Annotated in this window: 16 protein-coding genes; 6 read left to right on the top strand and 10 right to left on the bottom strand. The window is 70.5% G+C overall.

The genetic code is table 11. The features are described from left to right. Positions 1 to 87 precede the first annotated feature (87 nt). Positions 88 to 1,515, top strand: coding sequence for an extracellular solute-binding protein (locus ACFPZ3_RS24680; protein WP_379516580.1), 1,428 nt, complete (start codon positions 88 to 90; stop codon positions 1,513 to 1,515). Between the two features lie 48 nt (positions 1,516 to 1,563). Here ACFPZ3_RS24680 and ACFPZ3_RS24685 read toward each other — a convergent pair whose 3' ends face one another. Further along, a complete protein-coding gene (locus tag ACFPZ3_RS24685) occupies positions 1,564 to 2,862 on the bottom strand; it encodes a nucleotide disphospho-sugar-binding domain-containing protein (RefSeq protein WP_379516581.1) in 1,299 nt (432 codons plus the stop codon). Between the two features lie 291 nt (positions 2,863 to 3,153). On the opposite strand from ACFPZ3_RS24685, the gene ACFPZ3_RS24690 reads away from it, so the two are divergent. Then, complete coding sequence (locus tag ACFPZ3_RS24690; RefSeq protein ID WP_379516582.1) at positions 3,154 to 4,119, top strand: NAD-dependent epimerase/dehydratase family protein; 966 nt, start codon at positions 3,154 to 3,156, stop codon at positions 4,117 to 4,119. Between the two features lie 53 nt (positions 4,120 to 4,172). Here ACFPZ3_RS24690 and ACFPZ3_RS24695 read toward each other — a convergent pair whose 3' ends face one another. The 3 genes from ACFPZ3_RS24695 to ACFPZ3_RS24705 all read right to left on the bottom strand — a co-directional run bounded on the left by ACFPZ3_RS24695 (position 4,173) and on the right by ACFPZ3_RS24705 (position 7,978). After that, positions 4,173 to 5,414, bottom strand: coding sequence for a cytochrome P450 family protein (locus ACFPZ3_RS24695; protein WP_379516583.1), 1,242 nt, complete (start codon positions 5,412 to 5,414; stop codon positions 4,173 to 4,175). A 36-nt stretch (positions 5,415 to 5,450) separates the two neighbouring features. Beyond that, the gene (locus tag ACFPZ3_RS24700) at positions 5,451 to 7,022 is read right to left on the bottom strand and encodes an MFS transporter (RefSeq protein ID WP_379516584.1); all 1,572 of its coding nucleotides are present in this window, start codon (positions 7,020 to 7,022) and stop codon (positions 5,451 to 5,453) included. A 203-nt stretch (positions 7,023 to 7,225) separates the two neighbouring features. Further along, positions 7,226 to 7,978, bottom strand: a complete 753-nt coding sequence (locus tag ACFPZ3_RS24705; RefSeq protein ID WP_379516585.1) for an SDR family NAD(P)-dependent oxidoreductase — start codon at positions 7,976 to 7,978, stop codon at positions 7,226 to 7,228. 135 nt (positions 7,979 to 8,113) lie between these two features. Here ACFPZ3_RS24705 and ACFPZ3_RS24710 point away from each other — a divergent pair, with 135 nt between their 5' ends. Next, on the top strand, positions 8,114 to 9,517 hold the full coding sequence (locus tag ACFPZ3_RS24710) for an FAD-dependent oxidoreductase (protein ID WP_379516586.1): 1,404 nt from the start codon (positions 8,114 to 8,116) through the stop codon (positions 9,515 to 9,517). After that, positions 9,514 to 10,842 (top strand): condensation domain-containing protein, encoded by a 1,329-nt coding sequence (locus tag ACFPZ3_RS24715; protein WP_379516587.1) that lies wholly within the window; start codon positions 9,514 to 9,516, stop codon positions 10,840 to 10,842. Before ACFPZ3_RS24710 ends, ACFPZ3_RS24715 begins: the two co-directional genes overlap by 4 nt. A gap of 3 nt (positions 10,843 to 10,845) precedes the next feature. Here ACFPZ3_RS24715 and ACFPZ3_RS24720 read toward each other — a convergent pair whose 3' ends face one another. The 6 genes from ACFPZ3_RS24720 to ACFPZ3_RS24745 form a co-directional block, all read right to left on the bottom strand. Continuing rightward, positions 10,846 to 12,276 carry an alpha/beta hydrolase gene (locus ACFPZ3_RS24720; protein ID WP_379516588.1) on the bottom strand — a complete coding sequence of 477 codons (1,431 nt, stop codon included), beginning with the start codon at positions 12,274 to 12,276 and terminating at the stop codon, positions 10,846 to 10,848. 49 nt (positions 12,277 to 12,325) lie between these two features. Further along, positions 12,326 to 13,033, bottom strand: coding sequence for an SRPBCC domain-containing protein (locus tag ACFPZ3_RS24725; RefSeq protein ID WP_379516589.1), 708 nt, complete (start codon positions 13,031 to 13,033; stop codon positions 12,326 to 12,328). A gap of 11 nt (positions 13,034 to 13,044) precedes the next feature. Next, positions 13,045 to 14,280: an MFS transporter gene (locus ACFPZ3_RS24730; RefSeq protein WP_379516590.1), complete on the bottom strand. Its 1,236-nt coding sequence runs from the start codon at positions 14,278 to 14,280 to the stop codon at positions 13,045 to 13,047. Continuing rightward, positions 14,277 to 15,479 (bottom strand): hypothetical protein, encoded by a 1,203-nt coding sequence (locus ACFPZ3_RS24735; RefSeq protein WP_379516591.1) that lies wholly within the window; start codon positions 15,477 to 15,479, stop codon positions 14,277 to 14,279. Before ACFPZ3_RS24735 ends, ACFPZ3_RS24730 begins: the two co-directional genes overlap by 4 nt. Before the next feature lie 9 nt (positions 15,480 to 15,488). Beyond that, on the bottom strand, positions 15,489 to 16,514 hold the full coding sequence (locus tag ACFPZ3_RS24740) for a YcaO-like family protein (protein ID WP_379516592.1): 1,026 nt from the start codon (positions 16,512 to 16,514) through the stop codon (positions 15,489 to 15,491). 264 nt (positions 16,515 to 16,778) lie between these two features. After that, the gene (locus ACFPZ3_RS24745) at positions 16,779 to 17,564 is read right to left on the bottom strand and encodes an alpha/beta fold hydrolase (protein ID WP_379516593.1); all 786 of its coding nucleotides are present in this window, start codon (positions 17,562 to 17,564) and stop codon (positions 16,779 to 16,781) included. Positions 17,565 to 17,770: 206 nt separating this feature from the next. On the opposite strand from ACFPZ3_RS24745, the gene ACFPZ3_RS24750 reads away from it, so the two are divergent. Then, positions 17,771 to 19,009, top strand: coding sequence for a GNAT family N-acetyltransferase (locus ACFPZ3_RS24750; protein ID WP_379516594.1), 1,239 nt, complete (start codon positions 17,771 to 17,773; stop codon positions 19,007 to 19,009). A gap of 89 nt (positions 19,010 to 19,098) precedes the next feature. Then, positions 19,099 to 19,821, top strand: a complete 723-nt coding sequence (locus ACFPZ3_RS24755; protein WP_379516595.1) for an alpha/beta hydrolase — start codon at positions 19,099 to 19,101, stop codon at positions 19,819 to 19,821. Positions 19,822 to 19,850: the final 29 nt, after the last annotated feature.

Here is a 19,850-nt window from a genome sequence, read left to right on the forward strand (position 1 = left end):
TCCGCTTGGTCATCTCCGTGCGTGCGGGAACAAATCCAGCGCAATAGCGGAGATGCGGCGGGGAAAAGACGAGTCAACCATGGGTTCATGAAGAACAGGATTCCGATCGAAGTATGGGTCCCCGACCTGACGTTCCCCGGCTGGATGGACAGGTGGTATCAGCAGGCCGCCGATTTCGAGAAACTGCACCCCGGATACCAGATCCTGGTGCGCGGCAAGGATTTCTGGCAGCTTCCCAGGCAGGTCACGCAGGCCGCCGCGGAAGGGCACGTCCCGGCTCTGTCGGAGTACTACTTCTACATGACGCAGGTGGCGCGCGACTCCCGCGGGCAGGACGGCCGGCCGCTGTTCGCCTCGGTGGAGAAGGCGATCGGCGGGCGTAGCGAGGTGCTCGGCGAGCGGGTCGTCCTCGACGACATCATCGCGCCGCTGCGCGACTACTACACGCTCGACGGCGACCTGACGTGCATGCCGACCGTGGGCACCACGAGCCTGCTGTACGCCAACACCGACCTGCTCAGGCGCGCGGGCGTGCAGAGCCTGCCGCGTACCTGGCAGGAGGTGGAGGAGGTCTGCGACAGGGTGGCGGCGCTGCGCGACGGCCCCTCCCACGCGATCACGTGGTCCAACCACGGCACGTTCATCCAGCAGGCGCTCGCCACGCAGGGCGGCCTGATCGTGAACGAGCACAACGGCCGGACGGGCCGGGGCACGGTCGCCGACCTGGCCTCGCCCGAGATGTTGCACTGGGTGGACTGGTGGCGCGGCCTGCACAGGAACGGCCACTACCACTACACCGGCAAGATCCCCGACTGGGCGGGCACCCTGAAGACGTTCGCCGACCGGGACGTGGCGATCAGGATCTCCTCATCCAACGACGTCAACTACATGTTCAGGGCGGCCGAGGACAACGGCTTCGGCATCGAGACGGGGATCTTCCCCTATGACGAGAGCGTGCCGTACGTGGGCAACGCGATCGCCGGCACCGCGCTGTGGATGGCCGAGGGGCTGGACGAGGTGACACGGGAGGGCGCGCTGGCCTTCCTCATGTACCTGCACAGCCCGCGCAACGCGGCCGAGCGCCACAAGGCCAACAGCTTCCTGCCGCTCACCTACTCGGCGCACGCCCTGCTGGAGGAGGAGGGCTGGTACGACGGCAACCCGCACCACAGGCTGGCCTACGACCACGTCATGCGCTTCCCCACGGGCCAGAGCGGCATCCCCGCCTCGGAGGGCGCGCTGTTCGGCGACTTCGCCGGCAACCAGGACGTGATGACCAGGGCGTTCGGCGACGTGCTCGCCCACGGCGCCGACCCGGCCAAGCGCTTCGCCTTCGCCACCGTGGAGGCGCAGCAGCTGCTCGACACCTACAACGAGTACGCGCTGACCTCCGGATTCCGCGACCCGGAGAACAGCCCCCCGACCAGCCTCAGCGTGGAGGCGTTCAAAGAGATGCGGGCCGGGCGCGACTACTCGGCGGCCGACATGGAGGCCGTGGTCAAGCTGCACGGCTGACAACATGGGAAAGGGCCGCGGAAGTCCGCGGCCCTTTTCCTATGAGCTTCAGCGATGCATCGAGGTGAGCTTCTCCAGGACGGGCACGATCTCCGACGGGCTCGGCCGGTCCAGCCACTCCTTGTGCACGGCGGCGGCGCCCTCGCGGTAGGTGGCGTCCTCCAGGACCGCGACGATCGCGTTCCTGATCTCCTCGACCGACTGCGTCTGGTGGTCGAGGCGCAGGCCGGCGTTGCGCGACTCCAGGTAGCCGAGCGCGAGCTTGGACAGGATGTTCCGCTCGGCCATCTTGCTGTTCTCGCCGTCGACCACGACGACGCGCTGCCGGTCGTCGGTGTCGCCGATGAGTTGCGGCAGACCTGCCGCGACCGAGGCCCAGAACGTGCCGCTGGAGCCGTGGTTGATGCTGGCCGAGCAGGTCGGCAGGAGCTGCAGCAGCGGGACGTAGTCCACCGTGCGGACGTTGGAGGGGATCGAGGAGATGCCTTCGAGCTGGTCGGCGTTGAGGGTGGCGACCAGCTCGACGTCGAGGTCGGCGACCGCCTCGAAGATCTTCGGGGCGCGCCACTCGCCCTTGTGGTAGGTCCTGGTGGACAGGCCGACCGACAGGGCCACGCGGGGGCGCTCCGGCCTGGCGTACAACCAGGAGGGCTTGACGGCGCCGCCGTTGTACGGGCTCCACCGCACGGGAACCGAGGCCAGGTCGCGTGACAGGCGCATCTCGCGCGGCAGCGGGTCGATGGTCCACTGGCCGACCAGCAGCTCCTTGTCCACCTCGACGCCGTAGTGCTCGGCCAGCGGGCGGATCGCCCTGGCCAGCGGGTCGACGGGGGGCGGCGTGCTCTGCCTGGCGTACAGCTCGACGGCCCAGCCGCTGTAGTCGGCGCATTCCAGAACCCTGGCGTGCGCGGCGCCGCTCACCTTGGCCGCGACCGCGCCGGCCGGGAACCACGGGTCCCACAGCACCAGGTCGGGCCGCCAGGCGCGGGCGAACTCCACCACGGCCTTGTTCTGCTCACTGGGCACGGGCGGCAGCTGGAACCTGACGCCCATGAGGTAGTACTGGAAGTACACGTCCCAGGCGTCGCGCTCCTGCGGGGTCACCTGGAGGGCCGTGGCGAGCTGCTCCATCTCCTCGGGGTCGGGCGGCAGGTCGGGGCGGACCCACCCGCCGGTCTCGGGCTCGCCGCACGTGACGGCCGTCAGGCCCGCCGCCACGATGTCGTCGGCCGCGCCGGGCGGGCAGGCCACGACGACCTCGTGCCCTGCCAGCTGCAGCGCCTGCGCGTACGGTATGGCCGGATAAAGGTGGCACGCCTGCGGCCACACGGTGAGCATGATTCGCATGTAGCGCTCCTCACGAACTACTCGTTCATTCAACCAGGATCAGTCACGGAATTTCACCGCGCATCTCCTGCATTGCGAGTTGTCCGGCAACTCGGGAGATGCGCTCCGGCAGCCGGCCGTGCTGTTCTTCTTGTTAAGTCACGCCATTTTTCAGGGAGCGTCTCATGCGTTTTCCAGCTGACCATCAGAGGGTTTCGGTGAACCATTCACGGGTAAGGGTCGGCCCGAAGAGCTCGCCGTACTTCGGCCGGCCGCTTCCGAGCGCCCCGTCCGGCAAGAGGGCCGGCTGACGTGGCGGGCGCACGGGTGGTCGTGACCGGCGGCTCCGGGTTCATCGGCAGGCACCTGGTGGAGCGGCTGCTCGCCCGTGGCGACGATGTGACGGTCTTCGACCGCGAGCCCGATCCCCAGGTGCAAACGGTCACCGGGGACATCCGCGACGAGGCCCGGCTGGCCGAGGCGATCGGTGCCGGGGTGGACGTGGTCTACCACCTGGCCGCCGAGGTCGGGGTGGACCGGTATCTGGCGCGCCCCCTCGACGTGATCGACGTCAACTTCCAGGGCACCAGGAACGTGCTGGAGCGGGCGACCGCGATCGGCGCCCGCGTGGTGGTGGCCAGCACCAGCGAGGTGTTCGGCAAGAACCCCGCCGTGCCGTGGGCGGAGGACGCCGACCGGGTGCTCGGCTCGACCGCCGCGGACCGCTGGACCTACTCCTCCGCCAAGGCCATGGCCGAGCACCTGACGCTGGCGTTCTGCCGCCAGCACGGGCTGGACGCCACGATCGTGCGGTTCTTCAACGCCTACGGCCCGGGGCAGCGGCCCGCTTTCGTGCTCAGCCGCACCATCCACCGGGCGCTCAACGGCCAGCCGCTCGCCCTGTACGACGGCGGCGGGCAGACCAGGTGCTTCACCTTCATCGACGACGCGGTGGCGGGCGCGGTGCTGGCCGGCGACCACGGCGGCACCGGCGAGGTGTTCAACCTGGGCAACATGACCGAGACCACCGTGCGGGAGGCGATCACCACGGTGGCGGCGCTGACCGGGGCGGTGACCGTGGAGGTGGACACGCGCGCCGCGCTGGGACCCGCGTACGAGGACGTGCCGCGACGCGTGCCCGACAGCTCCAAGGCGAGCCGGCTGCTGGGCTGGCGGGCGACGACCTCGCTGGCCGAGGGCATCACCCGCACCATCGAGTGGGCCAGGGCGAACCCGTGGTGGCTCGCCCAGCCCGACTCCGGCGTCGCCGCCGCCTGAACGAACGAGAGCCTCCGCCCCGTGACCGGCGCGGAGGCTCTTGTGCTTTCGTCTTACGACACCGTCGCGGGGACGGGCGCGGTCAGGCGCACCGGCAGCGCGCGGTGACCGTTCATGATGAACGTCGGCAGCGGCGTCAGCTCCCGCCGGTCCACCGCCAGGTTGAGCTCGGGGAACCTGGAGAACAGCGACGACAGCCCGATCGTGGCCACCGACCTGGCGATCGAGGCCCCGAGGCAGAAGTGCGGGCCGTACCCGAACGACAGGTGCTCCTTGTTGTCGCGGGTGAGGTCGAAACGGCCCGCGTCGGCCCCGTGCAGCGCCGGGTCCCGGCCCACGGCCGCGTAGTTGATGAGAATGGGGTCGCCCTGCGGGATCGTGACGCCGTCGAGGTGGATGTCGGTGACCGCGTACCGCAGCGGCAGGTGCGCCAGCGGCGACTCCACCCGCAGGGTCTCGTCGATCACGTCGTCCCACGTCCTCTGGCCCGACCTGACCAGTTCGAGCTGCTCGGGGTGACTGAGCAGCGCGGTGATCGCGTTGTCGAAGAAGTTGATCGTGGTCTCCGAGCCGGCGCCGAGGATCGCGAAGATCGTGTCGGTGAGCTCCACCTCGGACAGCCGCGAACCGTCCCCGTCACGCGCCGTCACCAGGTCGGTGGTGATGTCCTCGCCCGGATGGGCGCGCTTCTCCGCGATGAGCTCTTCCATCGCGCCGCGCCACCCGGCCAGGATCCCCTGCGCCTGCTCCGGCGTCACCGTCGTGTCGACCATCATGTCGATGACCTTGGCGGTCGCCGCGCGCGCCTCCTCCGACATGCCGATCAGGTCCGCGACCAGCATGGCGGGCAGGGGGTAGGCGAAGCGTTCGCGCAGGTCCACGACCTCACCGGGCTCCGTGGCCGACAGCGCGTCCAGCAGGAGATCGGTGAGCGCGGTGATGCGCGGCTTGATCGCCTCGGTCCTGCGCGGCGTGAACGCCTTGCCGACCAGCCTGCGCAGCCTGACATGGTCCTTGCCGTACGAGGTGACCATGTTGTCCATGGCGATCCAGCTGATCATCTCCCAGTCGGGCGGGATCTCCCCGTTGATGAACGCGGGCCAGTGATTGCGCGCGCTCTTGGTGACGTTCGGCTCGGCCAGCAGATGCCTGATCGCCTCATGGCTGTTGACCGACCAGGCGAGCACTCCTCCGGGGAGCTCCACCTGGACTGCCTGACCCTGGGCGCGCAGGATGTCGGCTTCCGTATGGATGTCACGGCCGGTGGTGTCGAGAACGGGGCAGCGTCTTTCCACTGTGGTCTCCCATGGATCTCATCAATTCGGAACGGGTCAGACGTTGGCCGATTCAGGCTCCTCTGTGGGAGCCTGCTCGGCTTCCTCTCCCTGGCCGGTCGGCGGCACCTTCCTGAGCGTGATCACCGCGACCACGGCCAGCGCCAGGGCGAGGACGGCGCTGACGCCCGTGGCGACGCTCACCGACGTGGTGAAGGCCTCGCGGGCGGCGGCGAGCAGGTCGGTGGCCACGGGGCCGGCCACCTGCCCGGCCGCGTTGATCGCGCCCGCGATGCCCTCGCCCGCCGTGTCGGCGACGGCCGGCGGCAGGGACGGGGGCAGGGTCCCGGCGATCTGGACGCTGTAGACCGCGGTGCCGATGCTGCCCAGCGTGGCGATGCCCAGCGCGATGCCCAGCTCGCCGCCGGTCTCCGAGACCGCGGAGGCGGATCCCGCCTGCTCGGGAGGGATGGAACCGAAGATCAGCGCGTTGCCGAGCGCGCCCATCGGCCCCGCGCCGATGGAGCCGATGACCAGGCCGGCCAGCACCACGCCCACACCCGAGGAGGTGTCGACCTGGCTCAGCACGAAGTAGCCGATCGCCATGATCACCAAGCCGGCCGCGATGACGTATCCCGGGCGCAGCTTCCGCGCCACCATGGGCGACAGGAGCACGCTCGCGATGGTGGCCGCGGTCGAGGGCACCACCCACAGGCCCGTCGTCAGCGGCGACAGGCCGACCACGGTCTGCAGGAACATGCTGACCAGGAAGAAGCTGCCGTTGACCACGCCGCCGAGCACCATGATCGACACTGCCGCCCGGAAGATCGGCTGCTTGAACAGCCGCAGGTCGAGCAGCGGAGATTCCAGCTTGCGCTGCCGCCGGACGAACGCCACGGCGAAGGCGAGCCCCGCCACGACGGCCACGACGTACCACAGCTGCCAGCCGTGCTTGGCCAGCTCCTTCAGCCCGTAGACGAAGGGCAGGATGGCCGCGAGCGACAGTGCGACGCTGGGCAGGTCGAGCCGGCCGCCGTTGGGGTCGCGGTGCTCGGGCAGCAGTACGGGTCCCGTCGCGAGCAGCAGCCCCATGATGGGCACGGCGAGCAGGAACACCGACCCCCACCAGAAGTTCTCCAGCATGGCCCCGCCGATCACGGGCCCGAGCGCGACGCCGCCCATGAAGCAGGCCATCCACACCGAGAGTGCGGTGCCCATCTGCTTGGGATCCTTGAAGATGTTCATCAGCAGCGACATCGTCGACGGCATGATGGTGGCGCCGGCGACACCGAGCAGCGCGCGGGCGATGATGAGCATCTCGGCGCTGGTGGAGTAGGCGGCGAGCACCGACGCGGCCGTGAAGGCGGCGGCGCCGATGATCAGCAGCCTGCGCCGTCCGACGAGGTCACCGAGCCGGCCCATGGTGACCAGGAGCCCGCCGATGACGAAGCCGTAGATGTCGGTGATCCACAGCTGCTGGGTGAGCGTGGCGCCGAGCTGTGAGCTCAGGTGCGGCAGAGCCAGGTAGAGCACGCTCATGTCGAGCGAGAGGAGCAGGGTGGGCAGGGCCAGGATGGCCAGAGCCAGCCACTCGCGCGTCCCGGCCTTCGCTTGTGCGTTCACGTCCATCGATGTCCCTTCCTTTCAGTTGGTCAGCGCGCCGATGGGGGGCGCGGCGGGCTCTTCCTTGAGATCTCCGCGCATGGCAGGGGGTGTGGAGGACACGTCGGGTTCCTTTCTCGTGGAATGCCCTGCTTCATCCTTTGCGCGGCCGTCAGCCCGCCGCATCTCTCCACGTGCGGAGATAGCGCGAATTTCGCGACTATCTCGCTTTACAGCGGCACGGAAGTGGTGAGTCCGCCGTCCACCCGCAGCTCTTGCCCGGTGATGTAGGACGAACGGGGCGACAGCAGGAACGCCGCGGCGTCCGCCACGTCCTCGGGGGTGCCGAGCCGGCCGAGCGCCACCTGCGCCCGGCACGCCTCCTGCGCCTCAGGCGTGCTGGAGATCGCCTCGAACATCTCGGTGACGATGTAGCCGGGGCTGATCGCGTTGACCCGGATACCGCTGGGCGCCAGGTCGGCCGCCAGCGTGCGGATCAGGTTGATCACGCCGGCCTTGCTGGCCGCGTACACCGAGGTGAAGGCCAGTCCGCGATGCGCCAGCCAGGACCCGTTGACCACGACGGACCCGCCGTCGCTCATCAGCCGCACGGCCTGCTGAATGGTGAAGTAGACGCCCTTGAGGTTGGTGGCGATGACGTCGTCGAAGGCCTGCTCGGTGACGTCGCCGCTGCGGGAGAAGCCGGCCGCGCCCGCGTTGGCGAACACGCCGTCGAGCCGGCCGAACTTCTGCTCGATCGCCGACACCAGCGCGCCGAGCTCGTCCAGCTTCGACACGTCGGTGGGCACGGCGAGCACCTGGTCGCCGGCGTCGAGCTCGCGAACCGCCTTGTCGAGGCGCTCGGGGCTGCGTCCCGCGAGCGCGACGCGCGCGCCCTCGGCCACGAGCCGCTGTGCGGTGGCCAGCCCCATGCCGCTGCCGCCGCCGGTGATGAGAAACGCATTCTCGGAAAACTCGTTCATGGGGCCAGAATCACACGGCGCCCCATCCGGAATTTCTGATGAATTGCGCTGTCGCGCGGTGCGCAATTCAGAAGATGTTACCCGTCGGCTCCGATGTGACTCTGTGGTGAATGATTAAGCGCAGGAGGCGATCCGATGGGTGATGTGACCAAGACCCGTGCGGTGGTGCTCGGCGGCAGTCTCGCGGGGCTTTTTGCCGCAAGAGTGCTTTCAGACGCCTACGACGAGGTGGTCATCGTCGACCGCGACGAATTGATCGGTGTGCAGGGCCCGCGGCGCGGATGTCCGCAGAGCCGGCACATCAACGGGCTGCTGGCCCGCGGCCAGCAGGCCATGGAGGAGCTGTATCCCGGTATCACCGAGGGCCTGTTCGCGGACGGCGTGCCGACCGGCGACCTGGCCGGTGACGTCCGCTGGTATTTCCACGGCAAGCCGCTCCAGCGCTACCACGCCGGTCTGGTGTGTGTGGCGGCCAGCCGCCCCAAGCTGGAGCACCACATCAGGGAACGGACCAGTGCCCTGCCCGGCGTGGTCTTCGCCGAGCGTCACGACATCCTCGGCCTGGAGTTCACCCCGGACAGGAGCCGGGTCACCGGCGCCAGGGTGCAGTCGCTCGACGGTGAGGGGGAAGCGCACGTCATCGCGGCCGACCTGGTGGTCGACGCCACGGGACGCGGCTCCCGCACGCCGGTCTGGCTGGAGGCCGAGGGCTACCCGCGGATCGAGGAGGAGCGGACGAAGATCGGTCTGGGGTACGTCACGCAGCACTACCGGCTGACCTCCGACCCCTACCACGGCGACCTCTCGATCAACCCGGTGGCCGACAAGGACCTGCCGCGCGGCGCCATCTTCACCAAGACCGACGGCGACCGCGTCGAGCTGACCACCTACGGCATCCTCGGCGACCACCCGCCCACCGACCAGGAGGGCCTGTACGCCTGGCTGAAGTCACTCGCCGTGCCCGACATCTACGAGGCCGTGCAGGACGCGGTGCCGCTGGACGAGCCCGTCGCCTTCCGCTTCCCGACGACGCTGCGGCGCCACTACGAGAAGATGACGCGCTTCCCCGACGGCCTGCTCGTGACGGGTGACGCGCTGTGCTGCTTCAACCCCGTCTACGCGCAGGGCATGACCGTGGCCGCGCTCGCCGCCCTGGTCATCCGCCAGCACCTGCACACCGGAGCGCTGCCCGACCCGTTCCAGTACTTCGACGACCTGGCGCGCAACGTCATCGACCAGCCATGGGAGATGACGCACACGGTGGACATGGGCTTCCCCGGCGTGGAGGGCGAGCGCGGCGCCAAGGTCCGCGTGGCCCAGGCCTTCCTCGGCCTCGTCCAGCAGGCGGCCACCAAGGACCCCGACGTGGCCGCCGCCTACATGCGGGGCGCGGGGCTCGTGGACGGGCCCGAGGCGCTCATGAAGCCGGCTCTTCTCGCCCGCATCCTGTGGAACGCGCTGCCCTTCGTCGGCACGCCCGCGAAGTCGCCACGGCGCGCACCCGAGCCCAGAACTCTGGCGAGGAGTGACAAACCGTGAGCATCACAGGGCTGCTTCCGCTCTCGTGGAACCAGGGGTTCCTGCGCGCGTTCGACCAGGGCGACGTAGCGGGTCCCTTCGGCCCCCGCTACGTCATCGTGTGCGGCTGGCGGCTGTCCGGGCCCGTCGACACCGGCGTGCTGCAGGAGGCGCTGGACGAGGTGGTGGCACGGCACGAGGCGCTGCGCACCGAGATCGTGCGGAGCGGCGACGGCCACCAGATCGTGCATCCACCGTCCCGGGTCCGGCTGACCGTGCGCGAGCTGCCGGGTGACGACCGGGACCGGCGAGCGGAGGAACTGCTCAACGACGCCGAGGCGGAGGCGTACCCGATCAGGGAGCTGCCGCTGGTCCGCGCGGTGCTCGGCCGCTTCGGCGACGACGACTCGGTGCTCGGGCTGGTCGCCCACCACACCGCCGTGGACGAGTGGTCGATGCGGCTGATCATGCGGGACCTGGCGCACGGGTACGCCGTGCGCACCGGTCACCGGCCACCGCCCCTGCCGGAGGTGCCGCAGTACCGCGACTACGTGGACTGGGAGCGCACGGACGACGGCGGCGGCGAGCGGTCGCTGGCCTACTGGCGGGACAAGCTGGCCGGCGGGCAGATGCTCGGCACCACGACCGACCACCTGCGCTCCGCGGGCCTGCCCAAGACCACGGCCTGGCGGCGCTTCACCTTCCCCGCCGCGGTGACCAAGGCCGTGAAGGGCATCGTCAAGGAGACGCGCAGTTCGCCGTTCATGGTGCTGCTCGCCGCGTACGCGATCTACGTGGGCCGGCGCGAGGGCACCGCCGACGTCGTCGTGCCCAGCTTCTCCTCGGGTCGCGGCCCCGCCCGGTTCCACGACACCGTCGGGTCGTTCTTCAACTTCCTGCCGTTGCGGATGGACCTGACGGACTGCCGTACCTACCGGGACGTCATCGGGTTCACCCGTCAGACCTGCGTCGAGGCGTACGCGAACGACCTGCCGTTCGGGCAGATCCTCGGCGTGGCCCCGGAGCTGATGGCCTCGGTGAGCCGCGACGACAGCGCCGCGGTGGCCTTCCAGGTCTTCAAGTCGCCGCTCGGCGGGGAGCGCGGCAGCGCGGGCGCGCTCGAATACTCGGTGCTGCACCGCAGGCGGTTGTCCCAGTGGGACGGCGGCGACGTGCCGGACGGCGCCATGTGGCACCTGGAGATCGACCCGGAAGGCGGCATCGTGGGGTCGTTCGCCTTCAACACCAACCTGTACACCGAGCAGACGGTCGACGCGATGATCGAGGAGTTCGGCGGCCTGCTGGAGCAGCTCACCGCCGACCCGCACGGGCCGCTGCGGCCCTGAGACTCACCCCAGGCGGTCCAGCCAGCGAAAAAGGCGAGGGAAGACCTGGCGGGCCGCCTGGTCGGTGAGCATTCCGTGGCCCTCTCCCGCGAGTTCCACCCACTCGGAGTCCGGGTGCAGACGCGGGAGATGGGCGCGGACGGCGTCCACGGGGATGCGGGGGTCCCTGTCACCGTGCGCCACGAAGAGGGGAACCTCCGCGAGCGTGTCATCGGGCGCGAACCTCGCCGTCCTCATGAAGGCTTTGACCATGGCGTGCTCGGCCTCGTGCAGATCCGCCGAGCGCAGGAACGAGCAGAGCAGGAAGGCGCCGCGCACCTCGGGGGCCGCCAGTGCGACCCGGGAGGCCAGATAGCCGCCGTAGCTGTGCCCGCCGATCACCACGGGGCCCACGGCGGTCTCGCGCAGCACGGTCAGCGCGTCGTCCACGTCGTCGGCGCCGTAGCGCTCGGGCAGCGGAGCGAACACCTCGGGGTCGATGAGCCTGCTGCCGCGCAGGTTGGGCTGCACCACGCGCCAGCCCGCCAGCGCCAGCGAGTCCGCCAGCGGCGACCAGGTGGCCAGATTGACGCCGTTCGGCCCGCCGTGGAACAGCACCACGGTGCCCCGTGGCATGCCGGGCGGGTCGCGGACCACGCAGGGGAGCGTGCCTCCCGCCAGGGTGTGCGTCGTGGGCGGCAGCTCGCCGGGGGTGACGCGCAGCGGCACCGGAGGGCCGCCGATCTCGGCGAACTGAAGCCGCCTCGGCTGGTCGCCCGAGGTCCAGGTCAGCGCGAGCAGGTCGCCGTCGCGCCGCACCTCGTGCACCACCGTCGCGCCGGCCTCGGTAAGAGGACGCAGGGCGCCGGTGTGAACCTGCCACGCCCGCGCCGACCTGCCAGGCCATGACTCGACGACCAGCGTCAGCTCCTCACCCGGCAACCAGGGGCCGAGCGCGGTGGCCGGGCCGTCCCAGTGGCGGGTCCAGCCGCGGCCCGCGCACACGACACGGCGGGCCCGGCCGCGGCGCAGCAGGATCGCGATCCTGTCCGGCGCCGTGGCCACGTCCTCGACGACCGCCTTGGGCGGCAGACTCACCGTGCCCACCACGGGATGGGTGAGGACCTGCCCTTCCCGTGCGGCGGGCTCGTGGCCGTTCGGAAAGGACACGTGCGTTTCCCGAACGGCGGGCTCGTGGCCGTCCGGCCAGACGGTGCGGGTGACGGCGTGCTCGGCGGCCAGGTCGTCGTAGACCTCGGCGGTGAGCAGGCCGTCCGCCCAGCGCGGCGCGGTGTGCCAGAGCGGTCCCGAGGTGAGCCGGGTCCAGCCGCGGCCGTCCCAGAGCGCGAGGTCGCGGCCCGACCAGGCGTCTGTGCTGACCACGGGGCCCCGCGGGGTGAGCGCGAACGACGGCAGGGCGCCGTCCACCTGCGAGCGGAGGAACGGCGCGGGCAACCAGGGGATCGTCCGATCAGGCAGACCGGGTGGCCCGGGGGCCGCCCGGTCAGGCAGGCGCATACACCTTGGCGCGCAACGTCACGGGCACGACGCGCTCGCCGATCAGCAGTTCCACCGTGTCGCCGGGGCGGTGGGCCTCCACCCAGGCGTCCAGGTCGTCCAGGCTGTCGAAGGGCATGTCCTTCGCGCCCCTGATCACGTCGCCGGCCCGCACCCCCGCGCCGTCGGCGGGTGAGGCGATCGCCACGCCCTGCACCAGCAGGCCCTCGCCGCGTACCGCGCCGACCGGGATCACGCCGAGCTCGGTTCCGTGCATCGTGTGGTAGTTGTGCGGCGTCCCGTCCAGGTAGTCGCCGAGCAACTCCAGGAAGTGGTCCCAGTGGTGCAGGAAGCCGTCGCGCTCGAACCTGCCGTGTCCCTCCTCGGGGAAACCCTCCTGGCGCAGGGTGAGCCGGGTGCGCCCGTCGCCCTGATCGATCAGCTCGAAGGTCATCCGCACCTCGGCGTCGCAGGAGTAGAGCGAGGCCAGCAGTTCGAGCCTGCGGTGCCGCGTCAGCTGCTCGATCCTGCCGGGATAGGCGTAGGGCAGGCGCGCGCCGGGGTCGTAGAGCCAGCAGAAGGCCGCCCCCTCACGCTCGGGCAGGACGCTCGCCACCGTGCCCAGCCAGTGCTCGGCCGCCTCGGGCGCGAACATGGCCGCCCACACGGTCTCGGGCGGATGGGCCAGAAGGCGTTCCATGGTGTTGGTCGACATCGTGCGCTCCTTTAGTTGCCCTCGACGAGTACGGCGACCCGTGAGCGGGTGATCGTGAAGGTGGCCAGCACCGCGAGCCCGAAGAGGATCACGCTCGCGGCGACGAACGAGGCGCGCAGCCCCAGCAGCGAGGCCAGGACGCCGCCGAACAGCGCGCCCACCGGCATCCCGCCGTAGGTCACCAGGCGGTGCACGCCGGTGATCCTGCCGAGCAGGTGGTTGGGTGTGCCCGCCTGACGCAGGGACATCTGGTTGATGTTCCAGATCGCGGCCGCCAGCCCGGCCATGATCTCGCCCAGGCCGGCGACCCACGCGTTCGGCGCGACGGCGACGACGAGGAAGGCGAGCCCGGTGCCCGCCAGCGACAGGCGCAGGCTGACCGCGACGCCGAACCAGCGGTTCAACCTGCCGACCTGCGAGGCCCCGAACAACGCGCCGAAGGCGCCGACCGCCAGCAGGAGGCTGAACCCGAAGGCGCCGAGCCCCAGCACCTGCTGGGCGAACAGGACGAAGATCGCGTTGGCCGCCAGGCAGCCGAGGTTGAAGAGACCGCAGATCCCGGTGATGGCCCGCAACACCGGCTGGCGCCACAACCAGGAGAAACCCTCTTTGATCCCCTGCCGCACGCTGATTCCGCCGAGCGTGTCGCGCTTCACGTGATAGTCGCCCCGCATGCCTCGCAGGAACAACGCGCTGACCAGGAAGGACAGCGCGTCACCCACGAACGGCAGCGCTCTGGAGGCGGTGAACAGCAGGCCGCCGAGCGGCGGGCCGACGAAGGACTCGACCGTGGTACGCGAGGCCACCAGCCACGAGTTGGCCTGCTGGATACGGTCCGCGTCGCCCGAGACCACCTTGGGGAGCACCGCGGCGTTGGCGCTGTCGAACACCGTGTCCGCGATCGCCACGAGGAAACCGGCCAGCATGAGTACGGGGATGCTCACGACCTGCGTGACCACCGCGACGGCCAGCCCGGCCGTCAGCACGGCCCGCACCAGGTCGGCCAGCCACATGGCGCGCTTGCGGTCCCACCTGTCGGCCATCACCCCCGCAGGCAGCGCGAACAGCAGCCACGGCAGCCGGCCCACGACGATCACCGAGGAGACCACGAGCGGGTCGCTGGACAGCGTGGCGGCCAGCAGCGGCAGCGCGGCCGACGAGATCCCGTTGCCCAGCAGCGAGACCGACGTGGCGGCCCACAACTTGGGGAAGTCGGGGGCGGTGGAGAAGACGGCGGGGGCGGTCATGGGGCGTCCTTCGCGGCGGGGTCCAGTTCCAGGCAGAGCTGATGGGCGAGTTCAGCGTCACCCTCGAAGCCGAGCTTGCGCGAGCAGACGACGGCGGCGCGGGCAGCCTCGGCGCCCCGTAACGTTCCTGAGCCGGCCGCCCGCCAGAAGACCTCACGCGCTCCCTGCCAGTCCTCCCGGCTCGCGCGGTAGGCGCCGATCGCGTACAGCGGCTCCGGGTCCACCGGGTCGAGGACCAGGAGCTGGTCGACGGCGTCGGCGGGGGCGCAGGACGTGCCCGCGAAGGTGTCGAGCTTGAGGTAGGCCTCCAGCACCAGCCCACGGTTCTCACGCTGGTAGTGGGTGCTCAAGGGGTCGTCGTCGATCAGTGCGGCCAGCGCGTCGTCATGGTCGAGCGCGGCGCGCATGTGCGCGATCACCGGCTCGCGGTCGCCGCCCGACAGCTCGTGCAGGGCGGCGGCACGGTGATGGCGGCTGGTCACCAGGTGCGCCAGCCAACCGGGCTCCCGGCTTAGCTCGCCCACCTCCCGCTCGGCCACGCCGAGCCAGTGGGCCGCGTTCGCGTGATCGCGTCCACGCGACAGCGCGGAGACCAGTTGCAGCGCCGACAACACGCGTAGCGCCGGCCGGCCGGCCTGCTCGGCCAGCCGGCCGAAGATCTCGCGGGGCACCGGTGACTTCCTGTTGAGCTGGAAGGCGGCGCGGCCGATCTCGTACACGAGGTGGTGGTCCGACGCGCTCATGGACAGCGTCCCGGCCAGCCCCATGACGGTCCGGGGGAATCCGAGCTGGGTGAGCAAAGACACCACGATCGTCTGCTCGGGCTCCGGCAGCTCCGCCCAGCGCGAGACCCGCTCGACCAGGGCATCCCAGCGCGGCGTGCGCAGCGCCGGCGGCAGGTCCGCCGGGTGCGCGCACAGGTGCTCACGGCTCCTGGCCTGGACGATCACCTGGTAGCGAGCGCTGGTCACCGAGACCGTGCTGAGCCAGTGGGCCGCGACCGGGTCGGACTCACCGGTCAGCATGCGGGCCAGGTACGTGGCGTGCAGCGAGCGCAGCGGCACGGGAGCGGAGTCGCCCAGGTCGAACCAGGCCGACCAGCGTCTTCGTAACTCGCCCGCGTCGAGCACGCCCACCTCGGGGAAGCTCAGCTCGTTGAACGGGCGAGAATCGTCGCGGAGATGGGTGAACGCGGGCATCTCAAGCTCCTAGGCCACAGGGCACGGCAGGCCGTCGACTGATGGGGTGAGGGGGTCGAACACCTCCGAGCGGTGGCAGACGACGCGCCGCACGACATGGCCGAACGCGTCGGGCAGCGCCACCTCGGCCGGTTGCCGGCCGAACAGCCGGTCGGCGAGCTCCGGCAGCGCGGGGGGCCCGTCGCGCAGGTCTCCCTCGCCGATGGTCCTGGCCTCGACGAAGGCCAGATGCGCAGGTCCGGCGGCGGCCACGGCCAGCCCTCGTGCCCGCTCACGACCCTGCAACGCCGAAGACGGCCGGGTGCGGCTGAGCGCGAGCCTGGTGGCGACGGCCTCGTAGGCGGCGTGCCTGACGGCGTGCGCGGTGCTGGGTTTGGCCGCGGCCCCGCAGGTCAGCGCCTCGCCCCCGGACCGATACAGCAGGGCGAGCACGACATCGAGACCGATCCCGGCCACGCGTACCGTGCTCAGCTTCACCGAGTGGCCGCGCAGGGCGTCGAGCAACCCGGCCGGCAGCACGGCCTCGTGCAGGTGGTCGAGCCGCTCGAAGAGGATGTCGCCGGTGCGCCAGCCGCGCGTCAGCACATGCCGCTCGATGACTTCGAGCAGCGCGGCCGTACCCGCCTGCGCGCCGTCGTCGCCCGCCGCCGTGCCGACGGAGGTCTGCACGCACCACCGCTTCTCCGGCGGCGGCGGATCCCAGCCCAGCAGGACGGTCTGAGCGGGCACCGCCACGGGATCACCGTCACGCGCGCCCGATCCGACCATCCAGCTCATGGGTGTGAAACTCGGTGTTCCCGCGGGTTCGACGGTGGTGAGCCCGCCGGGATCTCCCCGGGTCAGGAGGGTGTCGCGGGCCGACAGGTGGCTGACGTGCTGGGCGTACTCGCCCGTGGCGCGGACCCGTGCACGATCGGGGTCCGCGTCGCACGCGCCACCGCTGATCCCCGCTTCGTCACGCACCCAGGCGAGATGCAGCACGCCGTCGAGCAGCGGAAGCAGCTCGGGCGTCAGATCCGCCTGGACAGGTGACATGTGAAGCTCCTCCGGGGAGTGGTACGGACGCCGGGGCCTACTGCGGTGGCGGCCGCCCCGTTGACGTCCGGTCTGTTGTCCCGGCCGCCGGGAACGCACCGGCTAGTACGCCTTCGTCATGAGGACGTCGAACTCCTCGGCGCTCTCCTCGACCTCACCCAGGTCCCAAGTGATCTCCATATGCGTCCACCTCCTCTCGGTCGTTGATGATTCATCCTTGACCGAGAGGAGGTGGGAGCACATCTTCTACGTTGCCCGTCTGGATCAGCCGCGGAAATAGGCGGCCAGCGGCGGCGCCAGCGCCTCAGGGGCGATGTCGTGGCCGTGGCCCTCCAGCACGTTGAACTCGGCGCCCGTGACCGACTGGGCCACCGCCTTGCCCGCCGACTGCATCCAGGGGCCGCTCTCGCCGCCGGCCAGGGCCAGCGTCGGAGTCTCGATCTTCTCCAGGTCCTCGACCGGCAGCCGGTTGCCCGGGCCGCACACGGCGGCCTCGTACACCAGCGTGTGCGCCACCGACGTCATCCCCTCCCAGTAGGGGGACTCCTTCATCTGCCCGACCAGTTCGGCGGGCACCTCGGCGGCCTCGACCATGAACCGCTCGACGACCTCGCCGCGCTTGCCCTCCGCCACCAGCGTGGCGAGCTGCTCGCGGAAGTCCTCGGCGATCGGCGGCCTGGCGCCGTCGACGATGAACGGCGGCTCGTACACCGCGAGTTTGGTGATCGGCAGTCCCGCCGCGGCCGCCCGCAGCGCGAGCGCCCCGCCCGACGACCCTCCGAACACCGCCGCCGAGCCGCCGGCCGCCTCGATCACCGCGGCCAGATCCTCGATCTCGCGCTCCACCTCGTACGAGTCGTTGTCGCTACTGCCGCCGCGCCCCCGGCGGTCGTAGTTGTAGACCGTGAACTCCCCCGACAGTTCAGCCGCCAGCCCGGCCCAGATCGGGTGCGTGCGATCGCTGAACCCTCCCTGAACGAGGACCACCGCCGGGCCAGAACCTGACCGGTCGTAGGCAATGGTGGTGCCGTCTGCCGACTTCACATCCATTGGGACTCTCCGCTCTCCTGTTGACTGAATACGTGCCGACAGGATCGGCTGCCGAACACAGATCCCTTCAAGATGCCGTAGGCATGGCGCGCGGGGCATCTCCCAAAGTGCCTTCTCGGGCCGGGTAATGCGCATTTCAGGAGGTGAGTCAAGGGACGCGGTCAGGTCACTATACGAAAGGCATCGACAATCCGGAGGCTTTTGTCATGGCTGACGCTGCCCTGAACGACGAAGTGACGATCGAGGTTCCAACTCCTGAGGATTGGGACGACATTTACGCGGTGTTCTCCGCGGGCATCAACATCGACGGAGACCCGCAGAGCCTGGAGGCCGAGCGCCCGCTCTTCGAGCCGGCCCGCTCGCTGATCGTGCGCGCCGGCGGCCGCGTGGTCGGCACCCTCGGCGCGAACACCCGCCAGATCGCCGTCCCCGGCGCGGTCGTGCCGGCGGCGCACGGTTGCCGGGGCGCGGTGTCGGCCACCGTGCGCCGTCAGGGCATCCTCACGCGCCTGATGCGCAAGCACTTCGAGGACGCGCGGGAGCTCGGCGAGCCCATCACGCTCTGCTGGGCCAGCGAGGCCCGCATCTACGGCCGCTTCGGTTACGGCCTGTCGGTGCGCAGGCTCGGGCTCAACGTCAACGCCCGCGAGGTCACCGTGCCCAAGGGCGAGGAGCCCGGCAGGATCGTCGAGGGTTCGGCCGCCGACCTGCGCGACGCGCTGGTCAAGGTGTACGACCAGGTCTACGCCGACCGCCCCGGCTGGTCGGAGCGCACCGAGCAGCACTGGGACTTCCGGCTGGCCGACACGATGATGAGCCGCCAGGGCGCCTCCGCGCTGCGCGTCGTGGTCCACGAGGGCGACGACGGCATCGACGGCTACGCCCTGTGGCGGGTCAGGGGCAACTGGACCGCCAACGGCCCCATCGGCGACGTCGTCGTGGTGGAGCAGGTCTCGACCACCCCCGAGGCGTACCGCGCGCTGTGGCGTTTCCTGCTGTCCGTCGACCTCACCCGCTCGGCCTCGACCTGGGCGGTCGGCGTCGACGAGCCGCTGTTCCACTGGGTCGGGGAGCCGCGCCAGCTCGACGCGCACCTGTGCGACGCGCTGTGGATCCGCGTCGTCGACGTGCCGAAGGCGCTGGCCGCCAGACGGTACGCGGCGCCGATCGACGTCGTGATCGAGGTCACCGACGACTTCATGCCGGAGAACTCGGGCACCTGGCGGCTGACCGGCTCGCCGGGCGCGGCCACCTGCACGCCCACCTCGGAGCCCGCCGAGCTGTGGCTCGACATCCGCGCGGTCGGGGCGGCCTACATGGGAGGCACCTCGCTGGCGGCGCTGGTGGATATCGGCCTGGTCAAGGAGGTACGGCACGGCGCGCTCGCCGAGGCCGCGACGGCGTTCAGGTGGCACAAGTCGCCCTACGCCTTCGAACTCTTCTAAATCGAGCGGTCCTGTTGATGTCGGCCACCGGCACCTTCCTGCCATCGGCAGCCATGGGCGGTGGCCGCCGGCATCCGTAAGGTCGCGCTATGCCGTACAACGAGCTGTTATCACGCCACGTCAGAACGCCGGACCGCGTCATCCGCTACGGACCCCATCCTGAGCAGGTCATCGACCTCCTCGACGGAGGGGAGCGCGGGGTCGTCATCCTCGTGCACGGCGGGTTCTGGCGGGCCGAGTACGACCGGCTGCACGTCCGCCCCATGGCCGACGCCCTGGCCGCCGACGGCTACACCGTCTGCTCGGTCGAGTACCGCCGCATCGGGCACGAGGGCGGCGGTCATCCCGGCACGTTCGACGACATCACCGCCGCCGTCGCCACGATCCTGGCCGAAGTGCCCGCCCGCGGCCCCGTCGTCCTGTCAGGCCACTCGGCCGGCGGGCACCTCGCGCTGTGGCACGGCTGCTCGGGCGGGCGGATCAGCGGCGTCGTGGCCCTGGCTGCCCTGTCGGACGTGGGCAGGACGGTGGCCGACGGTCTGGGCGGGGGAGCGGGCACCGAGCTGGTCGGGGGCCGTACCGAGCTGTTGCGCCACGTCGACACGATGACCATTCCGTGGCGCGAGGACGGCCGGGTGGTGCTGGTGCACGGCAGCAAGGACCGCGTCGTGCCCGTCGAGATGAGCCGCGACTACGCCGCGCGTAATCCCGCCGCCAGGCTGGTCGAGCTGCCTGATGTCGGCCACTTCAAGCTCATCGACCCGCTCTCCCGCGCCTGGCCCGCGGTCTCCGCCGCCATCGCCGAGGTCTAAGACCGCATTCAGCAATAAATTGGCACAAA

It is taken from the genome of Nonomuraea insulae (assembly GCF_042656245.1).

Bases quoted from the DNA above. Each gene is read 5' to 3' on its own strand.
- ACFPZ3_RS24680 (WP_379516580.1), top strand. From the start codon at position 88: ATGAAGAACAGGATTCCGATCGAAGTATGGGTCCCCGACCTGACGTTC.
- ACFPZ3_RS24685 (WP_379516581.1), bottom strand. From the start codon at position 2,862: ATGCGAATCATGCTCACCGTGTGGCCGCAGGCGTGCCACCTTTATCCG.
- ACFPZ3_RS24700 (WP_379516584.1), bottom strand. From the start codon at position 7,022: ATGGACGTGAACGCACAAGCGAAGGCCGGGACGCGCGAGTGGCTGGCT.
- ACFPZ3_RS24705 (WP_379516585.1), bottom strand. From the start codon at position 7,978: ATGAACGAGTTTTCCGAGAATGCGTTTCTCATCACCGGCGGCGGCAGC.
- ACFPZ3_RS24710 (WP_379516586.1), top strand. From the start codon at position 8,114: ATGGGTGATGTGACCAAGACCCGTGCGGTGGTGCTCGGCGGCAGTCTC.
- ACFPZ3_RS24725 (WP_379516589.1), bottom strand. From the start codon at position 13,033: ATGTCGACCAACACCATGGAACGCCTTCTGGCCCATCCGCCCGAGACC.
- ACFPZ3_RS24730 (WP_379516590.1), bottom strand. From the start codon at position 14,280: ATGACCGCCCCCGCCGTCTTCTCCACCGCCCCCGACTTCCCCAAGTTG.
- ACFPZ3_RS24735 (WP_379516591.1), bottom strand. From the start codon at position 15,479: ATGCCCGCGTTCACCCATCTCCGCGACGATTCTCGCCCGTTCAACGAG.
- ACFPZ3_RS24740 (WP_379516592.1), bottom strand. From the start codon at position 16,514: ATGTCACCTGTCCAGGCGGATCTGACGCCCGAGCTGCTTCCGCTGCTC.
- ACFPZ3_RS24745 (WP_379516593.1), bottom strand. From the start codon at position 17,564: ATGGATGTGAAGTCGGCAGACGGCACCACCATTGCCTACGACCGGTCA.
- ACFPZ3_RS24750 (WP_379516594.1), top strand. From the start codon at position 17,771: ATGGCTGACGCTGCCCTGAACGACGAAGTGACGATCGAGGTTCCAACT.
- ACFPZ3_RS24755 (WP_379516595.1), top strand. From the start codon at position 19,099: ATGCCGTACAACGAGCTGTTATCACGCCACGTCAGAACGCCGGACCGC.